Source organism: Xylanimonas protaetiae (genome assembly GCF_004135385.1).
Taxonomy (GTDB): Bacteria; Actinomycetota; Actinomycetes; order Actinomycetales; family Cellulomonadaceae; genus Xylanimonas; species Xylanimonas protaetiae.
The window spans coordinates 2597778-2619614 of record NZ_CP035493.1 but is presented as its reverse complement, the minus strand read 5'-3'; the positions used below and the strand labels follow the sequence as shown (position 1 = coordinate 2619614).

Here is a 21837-nt window from a genome sequence, read left to right as displayed (position 1 = left end):
ACCGGGCGGCGTCCGTAGGGTGACGGGCATGACAGCCTCCACCCCCGGCGGCCGGCGCGTCCGGATCGCCCTCCAGCTCCAGCCGCAGCACGCCGAGTACCGCCAGATCCGCGACACCGTGCTGCGCGCGGAGGACCTCGGCGTCGACGTCATCTTCAACTGGGACCACTTCTTCCCGCTCCACGGCGACCCGGACGGCAAGCACTTCGAGTGCTGGACGATGCTGGGCGCCTGGGCCGAGCAGACGGAGCGCGTCGAGATCGGCGCGCTCGTGACGTGCAACTCGTACCGCAACCCCGAGCTGCTGGCCGACATGGCCCGCACCGTCGACCACATGTCCGGCGGACGGCTCATCCTCGGGATCGGCGCGGGCTGGTTCCAGAAGGACTACGACCAGTTCGGGTACGAGTTCGGCACGCCGGGCAGGCGCATCGCCAGGCTCGCCGCCGACCTGCCGCGCATCCGCGCGCGGCTCGCCGCGGGGAACCCGGCGCCGACGCGCGACATCCCGATCCTTGTCGGCGGCGGCGGCGAGCGGAAGACGCTGCGGGTCGTCGCCGAGCACGCCGACATCTGGCACTCGTTCTCGGACCTCGAGACCCTCCGCCGCAAGTCCGCGATCCTCGACGAGCACGGCGCCGCCATCGGGCGGGACACCGCACGGGCGGTCGAGCGGTCGGTGGCGCCCCACGGGGAGCCGGAGCAGGCCGGCGAGGCGCTGGTCGCCGCCGGGGCGACCCTGCTGGCCATCGGCGTCAGCGGACCCGACCACGACCTCACCCGGCTCGCCCGGTGGATCGCCTGGCGGGACGCGCAAGGCTGAGCGATGCCAGGACGGACGACGGACTGGTCGCCCGGCGACTACCTGCGGTTCGGCGACGAGCGCAGCAGGCCGTTCGTCGAGCTGGTCGCACGCGTGCCCTCCGCCCCGTCGACCGTCGTGGATCTCGGGTGCGGGCCGGGACATCTCACGGCGGTGCTGCGGGCGCGCTGGCCCGCAGCCGACGTCGTGGGGCTGGACTCCTCGCCGGCGATGGTCGAGCGGGCCCGGGCCGAGAACGCCGACCCGCGAGCGCGCTACGTGCTCGCCGACGTCCGCGACTACGCGCTCGGGCGGTCCGCCGTGACCGGCGCCGACGTCGTGATCAGCAACGCGGCGCTCCAGTGGGTGCCGGACCACCGCACGCTGCTCCCCCGCCTCGCGGACACCGCGGGGCAGGCGTTCGCGTTCCAGGTCCCCGGCAACCACGACGCCCCCAGCCACGTGCTGCTGCGCGAGGTCGCCGCCCGCGCACCGTACGCCGACGTCGTCGGGCCGGTGGAGCGGCGGGCGACCGCCGACCCGGGCGAGTACCTCGACCTCCTGGCCCGGCCGGGGTGGGACGTCGACGTCTGGGAGACCACGTACACCCATCTGCTGCACGGGCCCGACCCGGTACTGGGGTGGATCTCCGCGACGGGGGCGCGGCCCACGCTCGACGCGCTCGCCGCACACGACCCGGCCCTGCGGGCCCGGTTCGAGGCGGAGTACGGGGCGGCGCTGCGGGAGGCGTACCCGGAGCGGCCGTCCGGGACGGCGCTGGCGTTCCGCCGGGTGTTCGCGGTCGCGACGCGGGCCGCGTGACCTCCACGGTGACGCGGGCCGCGTGACTGCGGGCGGGCTCGACCCGGTGGTCGAGCCCGCCCGGGATCAGCCGCGCAGGGTCGCGCCGGCCTCCGTCGCGGCCGCGACGATGCCCTCGCGGGCGGCGCGCACCTCGTCGGCCGTGAGCGTGCGGTCCGCGGCGCGCAGGCGCACCGAGTACGCCAGCGACTTCTTTCCCGCGCCGAGCTGCTCGCCCGTGAAGACGTCGAACAGGCTCACGTCCTCCAGGAGCGTGCCGGCGCCCGCGACGACGGCGGCGCGCACCGTCTCGGCCTGCACGGCAGCGTCGACGACGAACGCGAAGTCCTCCTTCGCGGCGGGGAACGCCGAGACCGGCGTGGCCACCACGGGGTCGCCGCTCGCGGCGTCCGCGAGGGCCGTCAGGTCGAGCTCGAACGCGACCGACCGCTTCGGCAGGCCCGTGCGCTCGACGACCTTCGGGTGCAGCTCGCCCGCATACCCGACGATCCGCTCGTCCGCGTCCCCGCCGTCGACCACCAGCGCCGCGCAGCGACCCGGGTGCCAGGGCATGACGTCGGTGGCGGGCTCGACCGAGACGGCCACGCCCGCACGGTCCGCGACGAGGCGGGCCAGCTCGAGCGCGTCGGACCAGTCGGCCGTGCGTCCCTCGCCCCACCAGCCGGCCAGGTCGTGGCGGCCGGTCAGCACGGCGGCGACGTGCCGCGGCTGGGCCGGGACGGCCGCCGCGAGCGCCTCGAGCTCGTCCGCCGTCGGGCGCACGCCCACCGGCAGCTGCGGCGCCGCGGGGGCGTCCGCCGTCGGGAGCGTGACGAGGCCGACCTCGAACACGGCGACGTCGGGCAGGCCGCGCGCGACGTTGCGGCGCGCGGTCTCCACGAGGGTGGCGAGCAGCGACGTGCGCATGAGCGGGCGGTCGTCCGCGAGCGGGTTCGCCAGGCGCACCGCCGTGCGGCGCGCGTCGTCGGCGGGCAGTCCGAGCGCGTCGAGCTCCGCCTCGCCGACGAACGGGTACGACAGCGTCTCGACGAGGCCGGCCTCCGCGAGGGCGCGGGCGACCGAGCGGCGCATGCGCTGCCCCGCCGTGAGACCGCGGCCCCCGGGGGCGGCCGGGACCACCGACGGGATCTGGTCGTAGCCGGCGATGCGCACGACCTCCTCGACGAGCGCGACGCGCTCGGTGAGGTCGGGTCGCCACGTGGGCGGGGTCACGACGACCTCGGCCTCGTCCTGGCCCGGGTCGACCGCGCAGCCGATCTGCTCGAGGATCCCGACGACCTGCTCGCGCGGGTACTCGACCCCGGCGACGCGGGTCGCCAGGCTCACGGGGAGGGTGATCGGCACCGGCGCGGTGGTCGCGTCGAGGTCGCTCACCGCCGGGTCGGCGACGCCGCCGCCGTGCTCGACCAGCAGGTCGACGACGCGCTGCGCCGCGACGGCGGGCAGGCGCGGGTCGACGCCGCGCTCGAAGCGCTTGGCCGCCTCGGAGGACAGCTTGTGGCGGCGGGCCGTGCGCGCGACCGTGATCGGGTCGAAGTGCGCGGCCTCGACCAGCACGGCCGTCGTCGCGCCGGTGACCTCGGACGAGGCGCCGCCCATGACGCCGGCCAGGCCGAGCACGCGCCCGCCGCGGCTCTCCGGGGAGTCGGTGATGAGGAGGTCCTCGGCGTCGAGCGTCCGGTCGACGTCGTCGAGCGTCGTCAGGCGCTCCCCCGGCGTCGCGCGGCGCACGACGACCGGCGCGGCGACCTTGTCGAGGTCGTACGCGTGCAGCGGCTGGCCGAGGTCGAGCATGACGTAGTTGGTGACGTCGACGGCGAGCGAGATGGAGCGCATGCCCGAGCCCTCGAGGCGGCGCTTCATCCAGGCCGGCGTGGCGGCCGTCGGGTCGATGCCACGCACGACGCGCGTCACGAACCGGTCGCAGCCGACGACCCCGTGGATCGGGGCGTCGTCGGCGACCTCGACGACGAACCCGTCTGCCGTGGCCGCGGGCAGGCCGTCGACGAGCGCCCGGTCGGTGAACGCGGCGCCCGTCGAGTGCGAGAACTCGCGCGCGACGCCGCGGTACGAGAACGCGTACCCCCGGTCCGGCGTCACGTTGATCTCGAGGACCTCGTCGCCCAGGCCCAGCAGCGCGATCGCGTCCTGGCCCGGGACCGCGCCCTCGATGCCGAGGTCGCGCGGGACCACGATGATGCCGTGCCGGCCGTCGTCGCCCATCCCGAGCTCGGCGGTCGAGCAGATCATGCCGTCCGACACGTGGCCGTACGTCTTGCGGGCCGCGATAGGGAACGGGCCGGGCAGCACCGTGCCGGGCAGGGCGACGACCACGAGGTCGCCGACGCCGAAGTTGTGCGCGCCGCAGATGATGCCGCGCGCGCCGCCCGCGGGGATGTCGGCGGAGTCGACGCCCTTGATCTGCGTGGCGTTGTGCTCCGGGCCGACGTCGACCAGGCACCAGTTGACGGTCTTGCCGTTCTTCTGCTCCTCCGGCTGCTGGACGAGCACGCGCCCGACGACCAGCGGTCCGGTGACCTTGGCCGCGTGCACCGCCTCCTCCTCGAGGCCCACGCGGACGAGGGCGGCCGCGAGCTGCTCCGCGGTCAGGTCCTTGGGCAGCTCGACGTGGTCGGCGAGCCACTCCGTGACGACGAGGGGCATCAGATCTCCGTCCCGAACTGGGTGGAGAAGCGGACGTCGCCCTCCACGATGTCGTGCATGTCGGCGATCCCGTGGCGGAGCATGACCGCGCGCTCGACGCCGACGCCGAACGCGAAGCCCTGGTACTCGTCGGGGTCGACGCCCGCGGCGCGCAGCACGTTGGGGTGCACCATGCCGCAGCCGCCCCACTCGATCCAGCCCGGACCGCCCTTCTTCTGCGGGAACCACAGGTCCATCTCGGCGGACGGCTCGGTGAACGGGAAGAACGACGGCCGCAGGCGCGTCTTGGCCTCGGGGCCGAACATGGCCCGGGCGAACGCGTCGAGCGTGCCGACCAGGTTCGCCATGGTCAGGCCCTTGTCGATCGCGAGGCCCTCGCACTGGTGGAACACCGGCGTGTGGGTCGCGTCGAGCGCGTCCGTGCGGAACACCTTGCCGGGCACCGCGACGTACAGCGGCGCGCCGCGCGCGATGAGCGAGCGGGCCTGCACCGGGGAGGTGTGCGTGCGCAGCACGAGGTTCTTGCCGCCGGCGACGTAGAACGTGTCCTGCATCTGCCGTGCGGGGTGGTCCGGGCCGAAGTTCAGGGCGTCGAAGTTGAACCACTCCGCCTCGAGCTCGGGACCCTCGGCGATCTCCCAGCCCATGCCGACGAAGAAGTCGGCGATGTTCTCCTGGATCGTCTCGACCGGGTGCCGCGCGCCCGCCGGACGGCGGTGCGTCGGCAGGGTGACGTCGACGGCCTCCTCGAGGAGGACCCGCTCGTCGCGCTCCGCCTCGAGCTCGGCCTGCCGGGCGGCGACCGCCTGCGCGACGGCGCCGCGGCGCGGGCCCAGGTTCTTGCCGGCCACCGCCTTGTCCGGCCCGGGCAGGGCGCCGATGGCGCGGTTCGCGAGCGCGAGCGGGCTGCGGTCGCCGGTGTGGGCGGTGCGCACGGTCTTGAGGGCCTCGAGGTCGGTCGCGGCCGCGACGTCGGCCAGCGCCTGGGCGACGGCGACGTCGAGCGCCGCGGCGTCGAGCGGGCTGGGACCCTCGGGCAGGGCGTCGGCAGGTGCAGACATGGTGCCTTCCGCTTTTCGATACAGGGTGAGGTCCGACGACGCCGCGCGGCGGCCGTGCGTGGACCGCGCTCAGTCTAGGTGGACGACGTCGTGCGACGGCGCGCGACGGCGGTCAGGCGGTGCCGCCGGAGAGCATGTCCTCGGAGAAGTGCTCGTCGAAGTGCTCGAACGCCTCGATCGCCGTGGTGATGGTGCAGTTGACGAAGTCGTCGAGCTGGTCGTTCGCGACGCCGTACCGCAGCGGGAAGTTGCCCTCGGCCCGGACCGTGCACTTGCCGTCCCCGACGGTCACGTAGACCTTCGGGAACAGCTTCTCGCGGTTCCACCGGTTGGCGACCGTGGCCGCCGCGACCTCGGCCGCGGCGCTCAGCTCGCGGCGCCAGTACGCGCGCACCTGGAGGCCGTCGGGCGTGTCCCCGAAGAGGGTGAGCAGGTTGAAGTAGACGTCCGCACCCTCCCAGCGCCCGCCGAGGACGCCGTCGGAGTCGATGAAGTACTTCCAGTCGTTGGCCTTCATGACCGCCTCGATGCGGTCACGGGTGATCGGCAGGTTCTGCCCGCCCGGCTGGGTGTTCTGCTTCCTCCACACCCTCGTGAGTCTAGGTCGGCGCGTCGCCCAGCGGGACCTGCGCGACGCCCGTGTGCAGGGGTCCCCCGAGCGGCCCGCGCCGAGCTCGCTCGCGACGACGTGCACCGCGTCGACCTGCCAGGCCGGGCCGCGGTAGACCGCGAGCGCGTGCGCCCAGTCCGCGAGCGGGGCGAGGTCCGTGACGCGGCGCCGCGTCCCGCCGCGATGGGGCATACCGCGCGGCGGGACGCGCGACGCCGAGGCTCGCGCGAGCGTCAGGTGCGGGCGGCCGCCCGCGCGGTCGTCGGCCCGGAAGCCGGACTCCTGCGCGGCCTCGCCGACCGCCGCGGCGAGCGTCCGGAGCCCGTCGACGCCCGTGCCGACCCCGGCCCAGAGCGTCCGCCCGGAGAACGTCCCGCCCCCGGCGAGGGCGACGTCGAACGGCTCCACCCCGGCGAGCGCCGCGCGCAGGGCCTCGGCGTACCCGGGCACGGCCCCGTCGGGCACCTCGCCGTGGAAGGCGAGCGTGACGTGGCGCTGCTCCTTGGGCACCCAGCGCAGCCCGGGGCCGGGATCGGACACGGCGGGGCCGCCGAGCGAGCCGAGCGCGAGGTCGAGATGGGCGGAGGCCTCCGGCGACGGGTAGACGGCGGTGAACAGGCGCATGGGCGGATGCTCCCAGCGGGCACCGACACCCTCAACCGGGAAGGCTCGGGCGAGGCGGCGACCGCCACGCCCGCACCTCGTGGACCCGGGCGGTCCGCGGGTAGGCGGCCGGGTCGCGCGGGCCGGCGTCGCCGTCGAGACCGGGCAGCTCGAACAGGTCGACCAGGAGCTGCAGCGGGTAGCGCAGCGTCTGGCCGACGGCGTGCACCAGGCGACCGTCGACGTACAGGCCCACGCCTTCCTCGCCCCACGCGGCGGCGTAGCGGTGCGGGCGGGTCGCGTCGACCGGCAGGTCCACGTCGGCGAGGTCGGTCACGAGCCGCGGGTCGTTGACGGCCTTGACCCCGCACCGCACGGTCGAGGCCGCCGGGCCGACCCGGTCGCCGAACAGCTCGGCGACCGTGATCTCGCCGGAGTCGTCGGGCGAGGCGTCCTCGACGCCGACAAGCCACACGGCCGTGAGGAAGCCCGGGTCCGGGCACGCGCTCACCGTGGCCTCGACGACGCCCTCGCGCGGCGTCCAGCCCCGGTGCGGCGCCACCGGGCGTCATGACGCGCGGGCCCGGGCGGTGCCGGTGCGTGCCGCGGTCCGACCCCCGGGGTCCGGAGAACGCGGCGGTCTGCAGGCTGGACACGCGCAGCGCGCCGTCGTCGTCCCGCCAGGGCGGCTGGTCCGCGTCGATGCGCAGCACGAGCCCGCGGGGGCCGAGGTCGTACCGGGCGGCCGACCGGTCCGGCGTCGTCCACTGCGGCAGGTAGTGGTCGACCCAGCGGCCGCGGTCGAGGGCCGGGCCGGCGAACGTCTCGACCCACGCGGGAGGGGACGCGTCCCGGTCGAACGTGGCGGGCAGCATCACCTCAGTCTCGCCCGGCCTGCGTGACGGCGCCCCCACCCGCCGGCGACGGCGCCGACGCCACCGGACCCGGCGGGTGCGGCCACCCGGGGTGGCCCGGTGCGGGCGACCCGCCCAGACTCGGGGCATGTTCCTCAACCACGTAGAGATCCAGTGCTCCGACTTCGACGCCTCCGCGCGCTTCTACGACGCGGTGCTCGCCGCGCTCGGCGCGGCCCGCCAGGAGGACAAGTCGCCCCACGCCATCGGCTACGGCACGGACGGGCCCGAGTTCTGGATCGGCGTCCACCGGTTCGGCGAGGGGTTCCGCGAGTCGCACCTGGCGTTCACGGCACCGTCCCCGGAGGCGGTCGACGCGTTCCTCGCCGCCGCGAAGGAGGTCGGCGCCGAGGTGCTGCACGAGGCCCGCGACTGGCCCGAGTACCAGGGCGGACCGATGAAGCGGCACTACGCCGCGTTCGTCCGCGACCCGGACGGCAACAACGTCGAGGCGGCGTTCCAGGAGTTCGACTTCACGTGGTTCGAGAGCCAGGCGGAGTAGCTCCCGCGCGGCCTCGCACGGTGGCGACGGTGCCTAGCGCTGGGCGCGGCTCGACGCGTACAGGCAGACGGTCGCCGCCGTCGCGAGGTTGAGCGACTCGGCCTTGCCCCGGATGGGCACGCGCACGACGGCGTCGGCGAGGTCGCGGTCCTCGGGCGGCAGGCCCCACGCCTCGTTGCCGAAGACCCAGGCGGTCGACGCCGCGAGGTCCGGGGTCCCCGCGCCGCGGGCACCCGCGTGCCCGGCGACGTCGAGCAGGTCGTCCAGGTCGTGCTCGCCCACGCCGTCGGCGGCGAGCACCGTCAGCCCGCGCGAGCGCAGGGCGTCGACGACGTCGGAGAGCGGCTCTCCCGCGACGACGGACAGGTGGAACAGCGAGCCGGCCGTGGACCGCACCACCTTGGGGTTGTGCACGTCGACGGAGTCGCCGGCGAGGACCACCAGGTCGGCGCCCGCGGCGTCGGCGGCCCGGATGACCGTGCCGGCGTTCCCGGGGTCGCGCACGGTGGCGAGCACGGCGACGAGCAGCGACCGGCGGCGGCCGCCGTCCGGGTCGTCCAGCGCGGCCAGCGCCTCGGTGAGCGTCTGCGGCCGCGTGTCGACGACGGCGAGGACGCCCTGGGCGTCCGGGCTCATCGCCTCGAGCACCTCGCGGGTGCCCAGGTGGACGTACAGCCCGGCGGCGCGGGCCTCGACCACGATCTCGTCGTAGCGCTCGGCCGTGGCCGGGGTGAGGTAGACGTCGCGGACGGCGTCGGGCGCGCAGCGGACCGCCTCGCGCACGCCCTGCGGCCCCTCGACGAGGAACTGGCCGTGCCGCAGACGCGCCGGACGCCCGGACAGCGCCCTCACCTGCTTGACGCGGTCGGCTCGCGGGTTCGCGAGCGACACGTCAGGCAGCGGGGCCGTCCGGGCGTCCGGGGTGGTGCTCAACGCAGCAGTCTGAGACTCAGGCCGCAGCGCGGGGCGCGTTGACGTCCGCGGGGAGCGCCGCCTTCGCGACCTCGACGAGCGCGTTGAACGCCGCGATGTCGTTGACCGCGAGCTCCGCCAGCATGCGGCGGTCGACCTCGACACCCGCGAGGCCGAGGCCCTGGATGAAGCGGTTGTAGGTGAGGCCCTGCGCACGCGCGGCGGCGTTGATGCGCTGGATCCACAGCTTGCGGAAGTCGCCCTTCTTGACCTTGCGGTCGCGGTAGGCGTAGACGAGGGAGTGGGTGACCTGCTCCTTCGCCTTGCGGTAGAGGCGCGAGCGCTGGCCGCGGTAGCCGGCGGCGCGCTCGAGGGTCGTACGGCGCTTCTTCTGGGCGTTGACCGCCCGCTTCACGCGTGCCACGTGATGCTCCTTGCAGTGTTGGGTCGGGGTGCTCCGCGCGATCCGTCAGGACCGCGGCGCGAGGTCACTTACCGAGCAGCTTCTTGATCTTCTTGACGTCGGCGGGCGCGACGACCTGGTCCTGGGCCAGACGGCGCGTGCGGGTGCTCGGCTTGTGCTCGAACAGGTGGCGGGCGTTCGCCTGCTCGCGCATGACCTTGCCGCTCCCGGTGATCCGGAAGCGCTTCTTGGCGCCGGAGTGCGTCTTGTTCTTCGGCATGACTGCCGTCTCTCCTCGGGTCGGTCACCCGCCGCGAGCGGCGGAGGACGTGGTGCGGGCGACGGGTTGCCGTCGCCCGGGTTCATCAGTGGTGGTTCAGCTCGGCTTGCGCGGGCTGGGCTTGGGGGCCGGCTTCGGAGCCGCGGGCTTCGGAGCGGCCGGCCGGGGGGTCGCGGCCGGCGTGGCGGCAGCGGGCTTCGGAGCCGCGGGACGCGGCGCCGCGGGCGTCGCCGGGCGGGCGGTGGCCGGCTTGGCGGCGGCCGGACGCGCGGCAGCGGGACGGGCAGCGGCCGGGCGAGCGGCAGCAGCAGCGGGACGCGCGGCGGCGGCACGCGGCGCCGGGGAGCGCGGTGCGACCGGCTCGGCCGGGGCCACGGGCTCGACCGGGGCCACCGGCGCGGCGGCGACCGCCTCGGTGGCGGCAGCGACGACGTCCTCGAACGGCACGCTGACCTCCTCGACCTCGACCTCGTCGATCTCGACCGGCGCGTCGACCTCGGCCGGGGCCAGGGGCTCGGCGGCCGCACGACGGGCCTCGGTCTTGGTCATCCGCTGCGAGTTGATCTCGTCGGCACGCTTGCGCTGCTCGGCCTTGGCGTCGGCCTTCTTCTTCACCGGGCCGAGCACCATGGTCATGTTGCGGCCGTCCTGCTTGGGCATGGACTCGACCGAGCCCAGGTCCGCGACCTCCTCGGCGAGACGGGTCAGCAGGCGCACGCCCATCTCCGGGCGCGACTGCTCGCGACCGCGGAACATGATCATGACCTTGACCTTGTCGCCGCCCTCGAGGAACCGGACGACGTGACCCTTCTTGGTCTCGTAGTCGTGCGGGTCGATCTTGAGGCGGAAGCGGATCTCCTTGAGGACCGTGTTGGCCTGGTTGCGCCGGGCCTCACGCGCCTTCATGTCGGACTCGTACTTGAACTTGCCGTAGTCCATGAGCTTGGCGACGGGCGGACGGGCGTCCGGGGCGACCTCGACGAGGTCGAGGTCGGCGTCCTGGGCGAGCTTCAGGGCGACCGCCGTAGCGACAACGCCGACCTGCTCTCCACCGGGACCGATGAGCCGGACCTCGGAGACGCGGATCCGGTCGTTGATGCGGGGCTCGCTGATGGTGATGCTCCTAGGAATCGTCGGTGGACCACCAGGAACGAGGAAAGGCCCCCGTCCTGAGCATCAGGATGGAGGCCTTCGGCATGCCCGACGACGGCGCACGGCGAACGCCGTACCCCTGCGGGCGACCGGACCCGGCCCCTGTCGGCGTGCGCCTGTCGGAACTCGGGTGGGAGGAACTCCACTTGATGCGCCCGTGACGTCAGACTGGTGTCGGAACTCCACGGGTCGGTCAGCCGTCAAGGCTAGCACGGAGATCGCCCGACGCCGAAGCGAGGTCCGGTGACGTCGGCGACACCGGCACCGCCGGTGCGCCCTGCGGGGGCCCGAGCCCTCCTAGGATGCCAGGTATGAGCACCGCGCCCGACGAGACCGAGCAGGCCACCCGCGACATCGCCGACGTCGCCGCCGTGGAGGTGATCACCGCCGCGGCGGTGCACCTCATGAGCGCCGCGGCCGTGAAGTGCGGCCTGGCCGAGGACGCCGACGAGCAGGGTCACCTCGACCTCGACGAGGCCCGCAAGCTCATCACCGCGCTGGCCGCGCTCGTGACGGCCTCGGCCCCCGACGTCGGCAACGTGCACGCCCGCTCGCTGCGCGACGGCCTGCGCTCGCTCCAGCTGGCGTTCCGCGAGGCGTCCGTGATCCCGGACGCCCCCGGCGAGGGCCCGGGCGAGAAGTACACCGGCTCCGTCGTCTGACCTCGGAGGACCCTGTGAGCGACCAGCGACCCGGCGACGACGCGACGGCCGCTGCGCCCTGGCGACCGGCCCCGGTCGCGCGGCCGGCGGCGTACCTGCCGCTGGACGCCTCCGCGTCCGCCTCCGCGGCACCGGCTCCCGCAGCACCCGTTCCCTCGGCGCCCGCTCCCGCGGGGTCGGTCCCGGCGGTCCCGCAGCCCGCACCGCCCGCCCCGTCGCGACGACGGCGCCGCGGCGTCGTCGTCGCGACGCTCGGCGTGCTGCTGGCGGCCGCGCTGGGACTGGCCGGCTACCTCTGGTACGCGGCTGACTCCTGGCGGGCGGACTCGGACGCCTGGCAGGGGCAGGCGCGCGCGCAGGGCGCGAGCGTCGCGGAGCTGCAGGCGCAGCTGGCCGCCACCACGCAGGAGCTCGGCTCGGCGCGCGAGCAGCTCGCCTCGGCGACCGACCGGATCACCGCGCTCGCCAACGAGAAGGCGCAGCTCGGCGACGCGAACGCCGCCTCCCAGCAGTACCTCGACTACCAGAAGCGTGTCAGCGACGCGGCCGGCGTGGTCGCCCAGGCCCTCGGGCGGTGCACCGACGGGCAGTCGCAGCTCATCACCTACCTGCGCACGCCCGAGCAGTACGACGCCGCCGACCTCCAGCGGTTCGCCGACCAGGTCGACGTCCTGTGCAGGCAGGCCACCGAGGCGAACGCGCAGCTCCAGCGGGAGCTCGCGCAGTGAGGCGTCGCGCCCGCGCGCTGCTCGGGGTGACGCTGGCCGCCGCCCTCAGCGGGTGCGGCGCCGTGCCCCCTTCCCGACGCTGCCGTCCGCCGAGCCGTCGCAGGTCGCCGCCAGCGACCTCGTGCCGGGCGCCGGCGCCGTCGCGCCGTCGATCGCCCCGTCCGACGCCGCGGCCCTGTCCCCCGACGGGTTCGACGCCGTCCAGCGCATGGCCGTGCGCGTCCGCAACATCGGCTGCGGGCAGCTGTCGACGGGCTCCGGGTTCGCGATCGACGCGAACACGCTCATCACCAACCGCCACGTCGTCGCCGACGCCGCGACGCTCCAGGTCAGCACGTACGACGGCCGGGACGTCGAGGTCGAGACGGCGAGCACCGCCAACCTCGCGGACCTCGCCGTGGTGCGCACCACCGACGCGCTGCCGTCCGCGCCGACCCTCGCCGACGACGACCCTCGCCTCGGCGACCCGGTCACCGTCGTCGGGTACCCCGAGGGCGGCGCCCTCACCGTCACGCAGGGCAAGGTCATCGGGACGCAGAACGACCCGCTCCACGAGAACCTCGGCCAGGTGCTCGTCACCGACGCGCGCGTGGAGCCGGGGTCCTCCGGGTCGGCCGCGCTCGACGCCGCGGGCCGCGTCGTCGGCGTCGTCTACGCCAAGACGGACGACGGGCGGTCGCTGCTGGTGCCCGTGTCGACCCTGCGGGCGATGCTCGCCGACACGAGCGCGTTCACGCCCGTGACGCCCTGCTCCTGACCGCCCTGCTCCTGACCGACCTTGCTCAGGACCCGCTCGGCGGGGCCGTTGCGGCCAGCTCGGCCGGGGAGCGCAGGATGCAGAAGTCGTTGCCCTCCGGGTCGGCGAGCCACACCCAGCCCGTGCCCGGGCCGGAGATGCCCCGGTGGTCCTGGACGACGGTGGCTCCGTGGGCCAGCAGGCGCTCCAGCTCGACGTCGCGGGCGTCCTGCGCGGGGCGCAGGTCCAGGTGCACGCGGTTCTTGACGGTCCGCGGCTCCGGGACCTCGATGAAGAGGACGCTCACGCCCTGGCCCGCCGGGTCGACGATGACGCACTCGGCCTGGCCCGGCTGGTTGGGGTCGTCGGGGTCGTCCTGGTAGCCGAGCACGGGCTTCCACCACTGGGCGAGCTCGTAGGCGTTGCGGCAGTCGACGGTGACGTGCGAGACGAAGGCGACCATGGGAGGGACCGTACCGCCGCCGGACCGCGGGCACGAGGTCAGCGGACGGCGGCCGCACGAGGTCACCGGGCGGCGGCGATCCGCAGCTCGAGGGAGTCGACGCGCTCGGCGACGACGTCGGAGGCGCCGAGACGGGCGTTGACCTGCGTGAGGACGCCGTCGAGCCCCGCGCGGTCGAGGCCGGCGTCGATGGCCAGCACGACGGCGACCTCGGCCGTGCGGCCCGGCTGCGCGCCGACCCGCACGACGTGCTGCACGGGCTCGGCGGCCAGGCGCACGGCCGCGACGACCTCGTCGTCGACGACCAGGCCGTCGGCCGTCGGGACGAGGGCGGGCGCCCACTCCTTGCCCTGCGCGAGCGCCCACACGGCGGGCCGCGGCACCGTCACGGTGACCGGGCCGGCCGGGTCGACCACGAGCAGCGACCAGTCCTCGCCCACCGCGGAGAGCGCCGCGCGGGCGGCCTCCACGGGGACGGGGCGGGCGGACGCGCGCCACGCCCGCATGGTCTCGACGCTCGTGAACACGGGCAGCGCGCGGCGCCCGTCCGGCGCCTCGAGCGCGACGACGCCCGAGGACGCCTCCTTGTCGACGTGCAGCTCCTGCCCGTCGACCACGACCGCCTCGGCGACCTCGATCTCGGCCAGCACGGGCACGAGCACGCGGGTCACGGCCAGCCGCGCCACGACGTCGCGCAGCGGAACCGTGCCGCCCTCGTACCCTGCGAGCAGCACCGCGAGCTCGGGGTCCGCCGTCCCGTCGTCGCCGGCGAACTGCGACGTCGGCTGGATGGACCGCAGGTGGCCGGGCAGGGCCCGGCCCTCGGCGGCCTCGTCGTGCGCGTGCGTCACGGCCGGCCCGCGACGTCGAGCGCCTCGGGGAGCGTGAACGCCCCGGCGTACAGCGCCTTGCCGACGACGGCGCCCTCGACGCCCGCCGGGACGAGCTCGCGCAGCGCGCGCAGGTCGTCGAGCGAGGAGATGCCGCCCGAGGCGACCACGGCCGCGTCGGTGCGCGAGGCGACCTCGCGCAGCAGGTCGACGTTCGGGCCGCGCAGCGTGCCGTCCTTGGTGACGTCGGTGACGACGTAGCGGGCGCAGCCGACCTCGTCGAGGCGGGCGAGCACCTCCCAGAGGTCGCCGCCCTCCTTCGTCCAGCCGCGCGCGGCGAGCGTCGTGCCGCGCACGTCGAGGCCGACGGCCACCAGGTCGCCGTACTTCTCGATGATGCTCGCGGTCCACTCCGGGTTCTCGAGCGCGGCCGTGCCGATGTTGACGCGGCGGGCGCCCGTGTCGAGCGCGCGCTCGAGGGACTCGTCGTCGCGGATGCCGCCCGAGAGCTCCACCTGCACGTCGAGTTTGCCGACCACCTCGGCGAGCAGCTCCGCGTTGGAGCCGCGGCCGAACGCGGCGTCGAGGTCCACGAGGTGGACCCACTCGGCGCCGCCGGACTGCCAGTCGAGCGCGGCCGTCAGCGGGTCGCCGTACGAGGTCTCGGAGCCGGCCTCGCCCTGGACGAGGCGGACGGCCTGGCCGTCGGCGACGTCGACGGCGGGCAGGAGCACGAGGCGGTCGATCATGGGATCTCCGATCAGAGGGACGTGACCCAGTTCTCAAGCAGGGTCGCCCCCGCGTCGCCCGACTTCTCGGGGTGGAACTGGGTGGCGGCGAGCGGGCCGTCCTCGACGGCCGCGACGAAGCGGGCCCCGTGCTCGGGGGTGCCGTGGTGGGCCCACGTCACGAGCGGCGGGGTGAAGCGGGGGGTGGCGGCGTCGTCGTGACCCTGCGTGAAGGCCTGCGCCGCGTAGGAGTGCACGAAGTAGAAGCGCTCGTGCTCGACGCCCGCGAACAGGCGTGTGCCGGCCGGTGCCTCGACCGTGGACCAGCCCATGTGCGGGACGACGGGGGCGTCGAGGCGCTCGACGACGCCGTCCCACTCCCCCAGGCCCGCGGTGTCGACGCCGTGCTCGACGCCGTGGGCGAACATGACCTGCATGCCGACGCAGATGCCGAGCACGGGGCGGCCGCCGGCGAGGCGGCGCCCGACCACCTGGTCGCCGCGGACGGCGCGCAGCCCGGCCATGCAGGCGGCGAACGCGCCGACGCCCGGCACCACCAGGCCGTCGGCCTCGAGCGCCCGCTCGCGATCGGCGGTGAGCTCGACCTGCGCGCCCACGCGCTCGAGGGCGCGCACGGCGGAGCGGACGTTGCCGAACCCGTAGTCGAGCACGACGACGTCGGGGCGGTCGTCGCGCGCGGGGCGCACGGGGCGGGCGTTCAGCTCGGCGGACGCGCCGCCGTCGGGGAGCAGCGGGGGCAGGCTCACTGGGACTTCTTGGCCTTCCGCGCGATGCCCGTGAGCATGCGCATGGCCTTGAACCGGCCGATGCCGCCCGAGGCGATGCCCCCGGGCAGGTCCGCGACCGAGAGCTGGCCCGTCAGCAGGTCCTCGAGCGCCTCGGGCGCACCCGAGAGCACGAGGCCGGGCGGCAGGTTCCCCTCGGCGACGCCGCCGTCGTAGCGCACGCACGTGAGCTGCCCCTCGGCACGCGTCACGAGCACGAGCGCGGCGCCGGACACGAGCTGCGAGACGGCCGCGGCGGCCTTCTCGGGTGCGTCGCCCGACGGGTCGCGCAGCACCGCGAGCGCGCCCACGGGCGTCGGGACGGCGTCGACGTCGAGCTCGGCGAGCGCGCAGGCGGCGGCGAGCGCCTCGGCGTCGGCGACCTGCGTGAGCAGGACGGCGAGCTCGGCACCCTTCGGGGCGGTGAGAGACGAGAGGTCGTCAGGGATGACGAGGTCGTCCGGGAAGTCCTCGGTCACAGTGCTCCCTTGGTGGACGGGACGCCCTCGACCCGCGGGTCGAGGGCGACGGCGGCGCGCAGGGCGCGCGCGAGGGCCTTGAACTGGGCCTCGACGATGTGGTGCGGGTCGCGGCCGGCGAGCACGCGCACGTGCAGGCAGATGCCCGCGTGGTGCGCGAGGGACTCGAGGACGTGGCGGGTCAGCGAGCCGGTGAAGTGGCCGCCGATGAGGTGGTACTCCTGGCCGGCCGGCTCGCCCTCGTGGACGAGGTAGGGGCGCCCGGACACGTCGACCACGGCGAGCGCGAGCGCCTCGTCGAGCGGCACGGTGGCGTCGCCGTAGCGGCTGATGCCCGCCTTGTCGCCGAGCGCCTGCTTGAGCGCCTGGCCCAGCACGATCGCGGTGTCCTCGACGGTGTGGTGCGCGTCGATGTGCGTGTCGCCCGTCGCCTTGACCGTGAGGTCGATGAGCGAGTGCTTGCCCAGCGCGGTGAGCATGTGGTCGTAGAACGGCACCGACGTCGAGATGTCGGTGCGGCCCGTGCCGTCCAGGTCGATCTCGACGAGGACGCGCGACTCGCTGGTGGACCGTTCGATGCGGGCGGTGCGACCCATCAGTTCTCCTTGAGGGTTTCTACGAGGGCGTCCTTGAAACGGGCGGTCTCGTCCGGGGTGCCGACGGAGACGCGCAGCCAGCCGGGCGGGCCGACCTCGCGGATGAGGACGCCGCGCTCGAGCAGCCCCTGCCAGACGGCGTGGCGGTCCTCGAACATGCCGAAGAGGACGAAGTTGGCGTCGGTGTCGGCGACGGTGTGCCCCTGCGCGCGCAGCCACGTCACGAGGTCGTCGCGCTCGGCGCGCAGCGAGCCGATCTGGGCCATGAGCGCGTCGGTGTGCTTGAGCGCGGCCCGGGCGGCGGCCTGCGTGATCGCCGACAGGTGGTACGGCAGGCGCACGACGCGCAGCGCGTCGACGAGCCGCTCGCTCGCCGCGAGGTAGCCGAGCCGCATGCCCGCGGCGCCGAACGCCTTGGACATGGTGCGGGAGACGGCCAGGTGCGGGTGGGCGTCCAGCAGCTCCAGCGCGGACGGCGTGCCGCTGCGGCGGAACTCGGCGTACGCCTCGTCGACGACGACGACGGCCGAGGCGCCGAGCGCGCCGGGCACGCGGACGCGCGTCGCGGCGTCGAGGACGGCCTCGACGACGTCGAGCGGCAGGGCCGTGCCCGTGGGGTTGTTGGGGCTGGTCAGCAGGATGACCGAGGGCTGCTCGCGCTCGATGACCTCGCGGGCGTGGTCGGGGGCGAGCGTGAAGTCCTCGTTGCGGCGGCCCGCGACCCAGCGGGTGTGCGTGTCGCGCGCGTACTCGGGGTACATCGAGTACGTGGGCGCGAAGGAGACGACCGTGCGGCCCGGCCCGCCGAACGCCTGGAGCAGGTGCAGCATGACCTCGTTCGAGCCGTTCGCGGCCCAGACCTGCTCGGCGCGCAGCGCGACGCCCGACTCCTTGCGCAGGTAGGCGGCGAGGTCGCCGCGCAGGCCCAGCGCGTCGCGGTCGGGGTAGCGGTTGAGGCTGCGCGCAGCCTCCGCGACATCGGCCGCGATGGTGGCGACGACGTCGTCGGACGGCGGGTACGGGTTCTCGTTGACGTTGAGGAGTACCGGCACGTCGAGCTGCGGGGCGCCGTACGGCTCCTCGCCGGCGAGCTCCGGGCGCAGCGGGAGCAGCCCAGTGGGGGTGGTCACGCGGTCAGTCTACGAAAGCGAGCGGACGGGTCGGACCGCATTTCACGCCCTGAACGACCACGAACGGCGGCCGGTCGCCCGGGGCCGCGCCTCGACGCTACGCGAGCACGACGTCGTCGCCCTGGATCTCGACGGCGATCTCGGCGAGCGGCGACCCCGCCGGGCCGCCCAGCACCGCCCCGTCGGCGAGCGCGAAACGCGAGCCGTGGCACGGGCAGTCGAGCTCGCCGTCGGCGGGGGCCACCTGGCAGCCGGCGTGCGTGCAGATCGAGCTGAACAGGTGCACCTCGCGCTCGGCGGGGCGGGTCAGCAGGAGGGCGTGGCCGTCGAGGTCGACGGTCGTCGCCGCGCCCACCGCGACGTCCGCGAGCGCCGCGACCTTGGTGCCCTGGCCGCGGGCGGCGACGGCCGACGCGTCGTCCTGCGGCGAGGGCTTCGCCTCGACGCACCCGGCGAGCAGGCACGCGGCGGCGAGCCCGGCGCCCGCGCCGAGCACGACCTGACGGCGGGTGGGGCCCTGGGCTGCGCTGTCGTCCATAGGCACATCATGGCCCGGACGCCGTCCACGGTCCGACGCACGGCACGCTCGCGCACAGGCCGCGCGGCCCCGGGGCCCGGCGTCGGTGGCCGCGCCTACGATCGCCGGGTGACCGACTCGCACCCCGGGCCCGGCGGGCTCGACCCGGCCCCGCTCGACCGCGCTCCCCTCGACCGTGCTTCCCTCGACCGTGCTTCCCTCGACCCCGCCCCTCTCGACCCGGCGAAGCGCGCGACGCTGGCCATGCTCCGCGGGCTCATCGACACGGTCGGGCCGGACGGCGAGCACGGCGGCTCGACGCTGCGGGGCGAGGCCGAGACGGCGCTGCGCGCGCTCGTCGGGCGCGACGACGCCGTCCTCCGCGACGACCAGTGGACGGCGATCGAGGCCCTGGTCGCGTTCCGGCGGCGGGCGCTCGTGGTGCAGCGCACCGGGTGGGGCAAGTCGGCCGTGTACTTCGTGGCGACGTCGCTGCTGCGGTCGCGCGGGGCCGGACCCACGGTGATCATCTCGCCGCTGCTCGCGCTCATGCGCGACCAGATCGCGGCGGCGGCGCGGGCCGGGATCAAGGCCGTGACCATCAACTCGGCCAACGTCACCGAGTGGGACGAGGTGCACGCGGCGATCTCGCGGGGCGAGGTCGACGTGCTGCTGTGCTCCCCCGAGCGGCTCAACAACCCCGGGTTCCGCGACGAGGTGCTGCCGCGGCTCGCCGCGGACGCGGGCCTCGTGGTGATCGACGAGGCGCACTGCATCTCGGACTGGGGCCACGACTTCCGGCCCGACTACCGCCGCATCCGCACCCTGCTGGCCGACCTGCCCGCGGGCATCCCCGTGCTCGCGACGACGGCCACGGCGAACGAGCGTGTGACACGCGACGTCGCCGAGCAGCTCGCCGTGCACGCCTCGGGCCTGCCGGACGCCGACGTGCTCGTGCTGCGCGGGGCGCTGGACCGCGCGTCCCTGCACCTGGCGGTGCTCGAGCTGCCCGACCAGCCGACGCGCGTCGCGTGGCTCGCCGAGACGCTCCAGGACGTCGACGGCTCGGGCATCGTCTACTGCCTCACGGTGTCCGCGGCGGAGCAGGTGGCTGAGCAGCTGCGGGCGGCGGGGCTCGCCGTCGCGGCGTACACGGGCCGCACCGACCCGACGCAGCGCGAGGCCCTCGAGGTCGACCTCAAGGAGAACCGCGTCAAGGCGCTCGTCGCGACGTCGGCGCTCGGCATGGGCTTCGACAAGCCCGACCTGGGCTTCGTCGTGCACCTCGGCGCGCCCGCGTCCCCCATCGCGTACTACCAGCAGGTCGGCCGCGCGGGGCGTGGCGTCGACTCGGCGGTCGTCGTGCTGCTGCCCGGGCAGGAGGACCGCGCGATCTGGGACTGGTTCGGGTCGCAGGCCTTCCCCGCCGAGGGGCAGGTCCGGGCGACGCTGCGCGCCCTGGAGCAGGCGGACGGCCCGCTGTCGACGCCCGCCCTGGAGCCGCTCGTGGACCTCAAGCGGTCACGCCTGGAGACGATGCTCAAGGTGCTCGACGTCGACGGCGCCGTGCGCCGGGTCCAGGGCGGGTGGACGGCCACGGGACGGCCGTGGTCGTACGACGCGGAGCGCTACGCACGGGTGACCGCGACGCGCGAGGCCGAGCAGCAGGCGATGGTCGAGTACGTCCGCACGCCCGGGTGCCGGATGGCGTTCCTGCGGCGGCAGCTCGACGACCCGGAGCTGACCGGTCCGGGACTCGGGGCGGAGGCCGCGGCCTGGCGGTGCGGGCGCTGCGACCGCTGCGGCGGCGTCGACCTGCCCGCGGCCCCCGACGCCGAGGCCGTCGCCGCGGCCCGGCAGGAGATGGACCGTCCCGGCGTCGAGGTGGAGCCGCGCAAGCTGTGGCCGTCGGGCCTGGCCGCGCTCGGCCTGGACCTCAAGGGCAGGATCGGTGCGGACGAGGTGGCCGAGCCCGGCCGGGCGATCGCCCGGCTCGACGGCCTGGGCTGGTCCGGACCGCTCCGGGACCTGCTGGCCCCCGGCGCGCCCGACGGCGAGCTGCCCGTGGCTCTGCGGCGGGCGGCCGCGCGGGTGCTGGACGACTGGGCCGCGCTGCGTGCGCAGCCCGGCGCCCCGGACCCTGACGAGACGCTCCCGGCCGAGGCGCCTCCGGCCCCGGCCCCGGACGATGACGCGAGCCAGGCGCCGCTGCTGGTCGAGGCCGTCGTCGCCGTCCGGTCGGTCACCCGGCCCCAGCTCACGTACCACCTGGCCGACGGCCTCGCCCGGTACCTGGGCGTCCCCCTGATCGGGGCGGTCGGCCCGGCTGCCGGCAGCGAGGCGCCGGGGCGGCATGACGTCAACTCGGCCATGCGCCTCGCGGGCGTCGCCCAGCGGCTCGAGCTCCAGCTCTCCGAGCCCGCGCTACGCGGCCTGCCGGGCCGTTCGGTGCTCCTGGTCGACGACTGGACCGAGACCGGCTGGACTCTCGCGGTCGCAACGCGCCTGCTGCGCAAGAGTGGTGCCGCACGCGTGTTCCCCTGGGTGCTGGGGATCCGATGAGAGGCACACGGTGGCACGGAGCACGACACGGTCCGGCGACAGACGGCGAGGCAAGCTCTCGCGCGCCCTGATCGCCGCGTGCCTGGTGGTGCTGTGCGGCGTCGGGCTCGCGTTCTGTGGCCGCGCGATGCAGCACACCCTCGCCTTCCACCCGGGACGGGCGGCCCTCCCCCGGCGGCGAGCGTGCTGCCGTGGGCCGAGGACGTCACCCTGACCACGTCCGACGGGTACGACCTCGCCTCGTGGTTCGTGCCGCCACACCCGGGTTCGGACGCGCGCGATCAGGCCGTCCTCCTCGCCCACGGCAACGGCGGCGACGCCTCCGGCCGCGCACCCCTGGCGCGCGAGCTCGCCGAACGAGGCTTCGCGGTGCTCATGCTGGGGTACCGCGGGTACGCGCAGAACCCCGGGACGCCGTCCGAGGCCGGGCTGCTGCGGGACGCGCTGGCCGGACAGCGCGAGCTCGAGGTGCGCGGCTTCCCCGCCGGCCAGACCATCTACCTCGGCGAGTCCATCGGCACCGGTGTCGTCTCCGGGCTTGCCGTCGAGCAGCCGCCGGGCGGCCTGGTGCTGCGCTCGCCCTTCACCTCGCTGCACGACGTCGGCGCCACGCTGATCCCCGTCCCGCCGCTCGTCCGCTTCATCATGGACCGGAACCACTTCCCCGTCGCCGAGCAGGTCGCCGCGAGCGACGTCCCGGTGACCGTGATCCAGGGCTCGGCCGACGAGGTGGTCCCGGCCGCGCAGAGCGACGCCGTGGCGGCGGCCGGGAACCTGTTCGAGCACGTCGTCGTCGAGGGCGCGCGGCACAACGACGGGATCTGGCTCGGCTCGACGGTCGCGGACGCGGTCGCCCGGCTGGGGGACGCGATCGCGACAGACTGAACCCGAGGCCG

General features: G+C 75.2%; 24 protein-coding genes. 8 read left to right on the top strand and 16 right to left on the bottom strand.

Going from position 1 to position 21837, the window contains the following annotated elements; genetic code table 11:
* The first annotated feature begins 28 nt into the window (after window positions 1-28).
* On the top strand, window positions 29-823 hold the full coding sequence (locus ET471_RS12100; RefSeq protein WP_129188653.1) for an LLM class F420-dependent oxidoreductase: 795 nt from the start codon (window positions 29-31) through the stop codon (window positions 821-823).
* A gap of 3 nt (window positions 824-826) precedes the next feature.
* On the top strand, window positions 827-1624 hold the full coding sequence (locus ET471_RS12095) for a methyltransferase domain-containing protein (RefSeq protein WP_129188651.1): 798 nt from the start codon (window positions 827-829) through the stop codon (window positions 1622-1624).
* Between the two features lie 66 nt (window positions 1625-1690).
* Here ET471_RS12095 and pheT read toward each other — a convergent pair whose 3' ends face one another.
* The 4 genes from pheT to ET471_RS12075 all read right to left on the bottom strand — a co-directional run bounded on the left by pheT (window position 1691) and on the right by ET471_RS12075 (window position 7124).
* Entirely contained in the window at window positions 1691-4288 is a 2598-nt protein-coding gene (pheT, locus tag ET471_RS12090; protein WP_129188649.1) for a phenylalanine--tRNA ligase subunit beta, read from the bottom strand.
* Window positions 4288-5349 carry a phenylalanine--tRNA ligase subunit alpha gene (gene pheS / locus ET471_RS12085; RefSeq protein WP_129188647.1) on the bottom strand — a complete coding sequence of 354 codons (1062 nt, stop codon included), beginning with the start codon at window positions 5347-5349 and terminating at the stop codon, window positions 4288-4290. The genes pheT and pheS overlap by 1 nt, the downstream gene beginning before the upstream one ends.
* A 112-nt stretch (window positions 5350-5461) precedes the next feature.
* On the bottom strand, window positions 5462-6583 hold the full coding sequence (gene thpR / locus ET471_RS12080; protein ID WP_129188645.1) for an RNA 2',3'-cyclic phosphodiesterase: 1122 nt from the start codon (window positions 6581-6583) through the stop codon (window positions 5462-5464).
* A gap of 31 nt (window positions 6584-6614) precedes the next feature.
* Window positions 6615-7124: a family 16 glycosylhydrolase gene (locus ET471_RS12075; protein ID WP_129188643.1), complete on the bottom strand. Its 510-nt coding sequence runs from the start codon at window positions 7122-7124 to the stop codon at window positions 6615-6617.
* A 440-nt stretch (window positions 7125-7564) separates the two neighbouring features.
* Here ET471_RS12075 and ET471_RS12070 point away from each other — a divergent pair, with 440 nt between their 5' ends.
* Window positions 7565-7978, top strand: a complete 414-nt coding sequence (locus ET471_RS12070) for a VOC family protein (protein ID WP_129188641.1) — start codon at window positions 7565-7567, stop codon at window positions 7976-7978.
* Window positions 7979-8011: 33 nt separating this feature from the next.
* On the opposite strand, the gene ET471_RS12065 is transcribed toward ET471_RS12070, so the two are convergent.
* The 4 genes from ET471_RS12065 to infC all read right to left on the bottom strand — a co-directional run bounded on the left by ET471_RS12065 (window position 8012) and on the right by infC (window position 10635).
* Complete coding sequence (locus ET471_RS12065) at window positions 8012-8911, bottom strand: TrmH family RNA methyltransferase (protein WP_242496276.1); 900 nt, start codon at window positions 8909-8911, stop codon at window positions 8012-8014.
* 16 nt (window positions 8912-8927) lie between these two features.
* On the bottom strand, window positions 8928-9314 hold the full coding sequence (gene rplT, locus ET471_RS12060) for a 50S ribosomal protein L20 (RefSeq protein WP_129188640.1): 387 nt from the start codon (window positions 9312-9314) through the stop codon (window positions 8928-8930).
* 64 nt (window positions 9315-9378) lie between these two features.
* On the bottom strand, window positions 9379-9573 hold the full coding sequence (gene rpmI / locus ET471_RS12055; protein ID WP_111249828.1) for a 50S ribosomal protein L35: 195 nt from the start codon (window positions 9571-9573) through the stop codon (window positions 9379-9381).
* 96 nt (window positions 9574-9669) lie between these two features.
* On the bottom strand, window positions 9670-10635 hold the full coding sequence (gene infC / locus ET471_RS12050; RefSeq protein WP_242496539.1) for a translation initiation factor IF-3: 966 nt from the start codon (window positions 10633-10635) through the stop codon (window positions 9670-9672).
* 401 nt (window positions 10636-11036) lie between these two features.
* Between infC and ET471_RS12045 the strand changes: the two genes are divergently transcribed.
* The 3 genes from ET471_RS12045 to ET471_RS12035 are packed head-to-tail and all read left to right on the top strand — an operon-like array spanning window position 11037 to window position 12872.
* The gene (locus tag ET471_RS12045; protein WP_129188636.1) at window positions 11037-11387 is read left to right on the top strand and encodes a DUF1844 domain-containing protein; all 351 of its coding nucleotides are present in this window, start codon (window positions 11037-11039) and stop codon (window positions 11385-11387) included.
* Between the two features lie 14 nt (window positions 11388-11401).
* The gene (locus tag ET471_RS12040) at window positions 11402-12115 is read left to right on the top strand and encodes a hypothetical protein (protein WP_242496275.1); all 714 of its coding nucleotides are present in this window, start codon (window positions 11402-11404) and stop codon (window positions 12113-12115) included.
* A gap of 52 nt (window positions 12116-12167) precedes the next feature.
* The gene (locus ET471_RS12035; protein WP_242496274.1) at window positions 12168-12872 is read left to right on the top strand and encodes a S1C family serine protease; all 705 of its coding nucleotides are present in this window, start codon (window positions 12168-12170) and stop codon (window positions 12870-12872) included.
* Window positions 12873-12897: 25 nt separating this feature from the next.
* Here ET471_RS12035 and ET471_RS12030 read toward each other — a convergent pair whose 3' ends face one another.
* The 8 genes from ET471_RS12030 to ET471_RS11995 form a co-directional block, all read right to left on the bottom strand.
* Window positions 12898-13314, bottom strand: a complete 417-nt coding sequence (locus ET471_RS12030) for a VOC family protein (RefSeq protein ID WP_129188634.1) — start codon at window positions 13312-13314, stop codon at window positions 12898-12900.
* Between the two features lie 62 nt (window positions 13315-13376).
* Window positions 13377-14165 carry an SseB family protein gene (locus ET471_RS12025; RefSeq protein WP_129188632.1) on the bottom strand — a complete coding sequence of 263 codons (789 nt, stop codon included), beginning with the start codon at window positions 14163-14165 and terminating at the stop codon, window positions 13377-13379.
* On the bottom strand, window positions 14162-14893 hold the full coding sequence (priA, locus tag ET471_RS12020; RefSeq protein WP_129188630.1) for a bifunctional 1-(5-phosphoribosyl)-5-((5-phosphoribosylamino)methylideneamino)imidazole-4-carboxamide isomerase/phosphoribosylanthranilate isomerase PriA: 732 nt from the start codon (window positions 14891-14893) through the stop codon (window positions 14162-14164). The genes ET471_RS12025 and priA overlap by 4 nt, the downstream gene beginning before the upstream one ends.
* Window positions 14894-14904: 11 nt before the next feature.
* Window positions 14905-15594: an imidazole glycerol phosphate synthase subunit HisH gene (hisH, locus tag ET471_RS12015; protein ID WP_129190962.1), complete on the bottom strand. Its 690-nt coding sequence runs from the start codon at window positions 15592-15594 to the stop codon at window positions 14905-14907.
* A 41-nt stretch (window positions 15595-15635) separates the two neighbouring features.
* Window positions 15636-16136, bottom strand: coding sequence for a hypothetical protein (locus ET471_RS12010; protein ID WP_129188629.1), 501 nt, complete (start codon window positions 16134-16136; stop codon window positions 15636-15638).
* Window positions 16133-16732, bottom strand: a complete 600-nt coding sequence (hisB, locus tag ET471_RS12005; RefSeq protein ID WP_129188627.1) for an imidazoleglycerol-phosphate dehydratase HisB — start codon at window positions 16730-16732, stop codon at window positions 16133-16135. Before hisB ends, ET471_RS12010 begins: the two co-directional genes overlap by 4 nt.
* A complete protein-coding gene (locus ET471_RS12000; RefSeq protein WP_129188625.1) occupies window positions 16732-17862 on the bottom strand; it encodes a histidinol-phosphate transaminase in 1131 nt (376 codons plus the stop codon). The genes hisB and ET471_RS12000 overlap by 1 nt, the downstream gene beginning before the upstream one ends.
* 97 nt (window positions 17863-17959) lie before the next feature.
* Entirely contained in the window at window positions 17960-18400 is a 441-nt protein-coding gene (locus ET471_RS11995) for a QcrA and Rieske domain-containing protein (protein WP_129188623.1), read from the bottom strand.
* A gap of 243 nt (window positions 18401-18643) precedes the next feature.
* Between ET471_RS11995 and ET471_RS11990 the strand changes: the two genes are divergently transcribed.
* Window positions 18644-20941, top strand: coding sequence for a RecQ family ATP-dependent DNA helicase (locus tag ET471_RS11990; RefSeq protein WP_129190960.1), 2298 nt, complete (start codon window positions 18644-18646; stop codon window positions 20939-20941).
* A 183-nt stretch (window positions 20942-21124) separates the two neighbouring features.
* Window positions 21125-21826, top strand: a complete 702-nt coding sequence (locus tag ET471_RS11985; RefSeq protein WP_165350483.1) for an alpha/beta hydrolase — start codon at window positions 21125-21127, stop codon at window positions 21824-21826.
* The last annotated feature ends 11 nt before the right edge of the window (window positions 21827-21837 follow it).